Below are 3,473 nucleotides of genomic sequence, written 5' to 3' on the forward strand. Positions count from 1 at the left end.
GCACAATATATGCACAAAAAGGGAAGCTGGAACGAGGAATAAATAAGCCTTTGCCAGCCCCCCGCCGCGAGCTCAAAGCCCAGAGCAACAAAAAAGCCTGGACGCGAATTGCGTCCAGACTCAGTCTGGTGCCGGTGGTGGGACTTGAACCCACACGGTATCGCTACCAACGGATTTTGAGTCCGTCGCGTCTGCCATTCCACCACACCGGCAAATTACTTGTACATTATACACCGGTTTGTACAAAAAATCAAGAGGGTTTGCAAACTTTTTTCCAGATTCTCCCGCTGCTGCGATCTGCCTTCTCTGAAAAGGACGGAGATAAAATCAAATAAAATTTTAAAAAGCGTGTGGAAAGTTGCCTTTTTGATAGCAACTTTCCTTTTGTTTTGCGGTATAGGTGAAGGGACAGAAACACCCGCTGTTTTTGGAATAATAGACAAGCCGCGGCTCTGCGATGAAAACCGGTCTGTGTTTCTGCAAGGAACTTTTTTGATAGGAGGAATTTTCTATGCCACGTCCGCAAAAGAAGGGACTCGACTATTTTCCACAGGATACAGACTTCCTGAACGACCGCCGTATCGTCAGCCTGATCGGCCGCTGGGGCGCTCAGGCCGTCACCTATTATCTCTACCTGCTCTGTGAAATCTTCCATGGAGAGGGATATTACCTCAAATTAGACAAAGATTTCGATAGCGTTGCAGCAGTTCGCCTGAAAATGAACCTCGAGGACTTGCAGCAGATCCGCGATTTCCTGCTCGACCGCGAGCTGTTCGATGCAGAGCTCTATCAGCAGCATCAGGTGCTCAGTTCGGCTTGGATACAGGAGCGCTATCAGCTGGCAGTCCGTGCCAGAGGTAATCGGCGCGCCATCCAGGTTGAGGAAGATTACTGGCTGCTTTCGTCTGAAGAGACAGAAGATTATATCCGTCTTTGTCCTGGAGAACATTTGTTACGAACATATCCCGCAAATAAAAAGAAAGAAAATCAAAGAAAAGAAAATCAAATCATCAAACAAAATACACAGGAAACCTGTGTTGTTGAGGAGGAGGAAGAGGAGAGAAAAACCTGTCCTGATTTGATGGAATGTTACCGGCAGAATATCGGCAAGGTGACGCCGGCAATCAAAAAGCAGCTTTATCGGTGTATTCGGGAGGGCACGCCGCCCGAACTTGTGCGCGCTGCCATCGAGCGAGGCGGCCTGAGCGGCGCGCACAGCTGGCGCTATGTGCAGACGGTGCTGGAGGATTGCAAACAGCGCGGCGTAAGCTCGCCGGATCAGCTCAAGCCTCGTTCTTGGACGCCGCCGTCCGCCGCTGAATCGAGCATCGACTACGACGCCATTCGAACCTACCTCGATACTGCCCAGGACCGCTGGAAAAATGAGCAAGCTTCTTTGCCGGCTTTTTCCGGTTCGACGCCGCTGACAGACTACGGTTTTTGTTCGCAATGATGCAAAAACATAGACTGCACAGCCCCACCATTCCCTTGAGCAGAATTAAAGAAGACAACGACCTTGTCCTATAAAGGAAATTTTCATAACTTTTGATTATACAAATCCATTATCAATAACTATTTGCGATTCTTAGGGAAAGGGAGTATACTAAGCTTAAACCAAGACGATCAGGAGGCAATCACCCTATGATTCGCAAACCCTGTGAACAGGCCATCATCCAAAACCTCAGAGATGCCGGCTGCGACGAGGGAACGGTGGAACAGTTTCTGCACAGCCAGCGCTGTCAGCAGCTGAAGCTGCTGGCGCTCCATCGCAAAAAGCTGCTCGACCGCGTCCACCTCGAACAGCGCCGCATCGACTGTCTGGACTATCTGGTCTGGCAGCTGCAAAAACAAACGGAGGAGGAATCATCTTATGAACATCATCGAACAGAAAACCTTTGACCAGGAACGTGCCCTCTATGGCTCCAAGGACCTGCTGGTCCGCGACTGTGCCTTCGATGGTCCTGCCGACGGCGAAAGCGCCCTCAAGGAATGCCGCAATATCCAGGTCGAAAACTGCTTTCTCAACCTGCGCTATCCGTTCTGGCACAACCATGGCCTGACCATCCGCGGCAGCGAGCTGACCGAGCTTTGCCGCGCCGCTCTGTGGTACTCCGAGGATCTGCATCTCGAGAACACCAAGTTCCACGGCATCAAAGCGCTGCGCGAGTGCAAACAGGTGCGACTGGATCACTGCGACATCCGTTCGCCCGAATTTGGCTGGTCGGTCAGCGACATCGAGATGAACGACTGCGACGCCGTCAGCGAATATTTCATGCTGCGCTGCGACCACATGCGCTTTCGCGACGTGCGCATGCAGGGCAAATACTCCTTCCAGTACCTTCAGGACGCCGTGTTTGAGCACTGCACCTTCGACACCAAGGACGCTTTCTGGCACGCAAATCATGTCATCGTCCGCGACAGTGTCGTCAAAGGCGAGTATCTGGCGTGGTACAGCGAAAACGTCACCTTCGAGCGCTGCACCATCATCGGCACCCAGCCGCTGTGCTACTGCAAAAACCTGCGCCTCATCGACTGCAAGATGATCGACACCGACCTGTGCTTTGAAAAATCCCAGGTACAGGCGACCATCACCACACCGGTCCAGAGCATCAAGAATCCGCTGTCCGGCAAAATCGTGGTTCCGGCGGTCGGCGAGATCGTCCGCGATGACCCTGAGTCCTGCGGCGAGATCGTCGTCACCGGCGAAGAAACTGCTGCTATATAATTAAGGAAAGAATCACCTAATCTTCACATAAAAACGATTGCGAAAGGATGGATCACCATGTCTAAAAAGGTACTTGTCATCTCCACCAGCCTGCGAAACCACAGCAATTCTGCCGCTTTGGCGGATGCTTTTGCCGAGGGCGCACGCCAGTCCGGCAATACCGTCGAACAGATTAGCCTGCAGAACAAGCAGATTGCTTTCTGCAAAGGCTGCCTTGCCTGCCTGAAAACCGGCAGCTGCGTGCAGAAGGACGACGCCATCGAGATCGTTCGCAAGATGCACGATGCCGACGTGCTGGTGTTCGCAAGCCCAATCTACTACTATGAGATGTCCGGTCAGATGAAAACGCTGCTCGACCGCGCAAATTCGCTGTACGGCTCGGACTACGCCTTCACCGACGTCTACCTGCTGACCGCTGCCGCCGAGGATGCCGAGGGCGTCGACCGCCGCGCCATCTCCGGTCTGGAAGGCTGGATCGAGTGCTTTGAGCGGGCACATCTGGCGGGCAGCGTGTTTGCCGGCGGCATCAATGGCGCGGGCGAAATCGAAGGTCATGCCACTTTGCAGCAGGCCCGCGAGATGGGCGCTGCCATCGCCTAGGGTGAGCAGCATGAAGCGGCTTTGTGCGCTGGTGCTGTGTCTGCTGCTGTTGACCGCCTGCGGACAGTCAACATCGACCAAACCATCGGTTGAGCCAGCGATCGAACCGACCGAGCAGCCAGCCGAACCAACGACCGAAGCACCGACC

General features: G+C 53.6%; 4 protein-coding genes and 1 tRNA gene. 4 read left to right on the top strand and 1 reads right to left on the bottom strand.

Annotated features, from left to right (window positions below; genetic code table 11):
• Positions 1–126: 126 nt before the first annotated feature.
• Positions 127–212, bottom strand: a tRNA-Leu gene (locus tag Q0L39_RS11370).
• 299 nt (positions 213–511) lie between these two features.
• On the opposite strand from Q0L39_RS11370, the gene Q0L39_RS11375 reads away from it, so the two are divergent.
• From Q0L39_RS11375 to Q0L39_RS11390, 4 genes are all read left to right on the top strand, one after another.
• Positions 512–1,453, top strand: a complete 942-nt coding sequence (locus tag Q0L39_RS11375; RefSeq protein ID WP_296629285.1) for a Lin1244/Lin1753 domain-containing protein — start codon at positions 512–514, stop codon at positions 1,451–1,453.
• Between the two features lie 188 nt (positions 1,454–1,641).
• Positions 1,642–1,899 (top strand): hypothetical protein, encoded by a 258-nt coding sequence (locus tag Q0L39_RS11380; RefSeq protein ID WP_296629286.1) that lies wholly within the window; start codon positions 1,642–1,644, stop codon positions 1,897–1,899.
• Positions 1,871–2,725, top strand: a complete 855-nt coding sequence (locus Q0L39_RS11385) for a DUF3737 family protein (RefSeq protein ID WP_296629287.1) — start codon at positions 1,871–1,873, stop codon at positions 2,723–2,725. The genes Q0L39_RS11380 and Q0L39_RS11385 overlap by 29 nt, the downstream gene beginning before the upstream one ends.
• 57 nt (positions 2,726–2,782) lie before the next feature.
• Positions 2,783–3,325 (top strand): flavodoxin family protein, encoded by a 543-nt coding sequence (locus tag Q0L39_RS11390; protein WP_296629289.1) that lies wholly within the window; start codon positions 2,783–2,785, stop codon positions 3,323–3,325.
• The last annotated feature ends 148 nt before the right edge of the window (positions 3,326–3,473 follow it).

Origin of the sequence: uncultured Negativibacillus sp. (assembly GCF_944388365.1) — a bacterium.
In the GTDB taxonomy this organism is placed as follows: domain Bacteria; phylum Bacillota; class Clostridia; order Oscillospirales; family Ruminococcaceae; genus Negativibacillus.

Excerpts from the sequence above, each read along its gene's own strand:
- Q0L39_RS11390 (WP_296629289.1), top strand. The coding sequence starts at position 2,783 with ATGTCTAAAAAGGTACTTGTCATCTCCACCAGCCTGCGAAACCACAGC.
- Q0L39_RS11385 (WP_296629287.1), top strand. The coding sequence starts at position 1,871 with ATGAACATCATCGAACAGAAAACCTTTGACCAGGAACGTGCCCTCTAT.
- Q0L39_RS11375 (WP_296629285.1), top strand. The coding sequence starts at position 512 with ATGCCACGTCCGCAAAAGAAGGGACTCGACTATTTTCCACAGGATACA.
- Q0L39_RS11380 (WP_296629286.1), top strand. The coding sequence starts at position 1,642 with ATGATTCGCAAACCCTGTGAACAGGCCATCATCCAAAACCTCAGAGAT.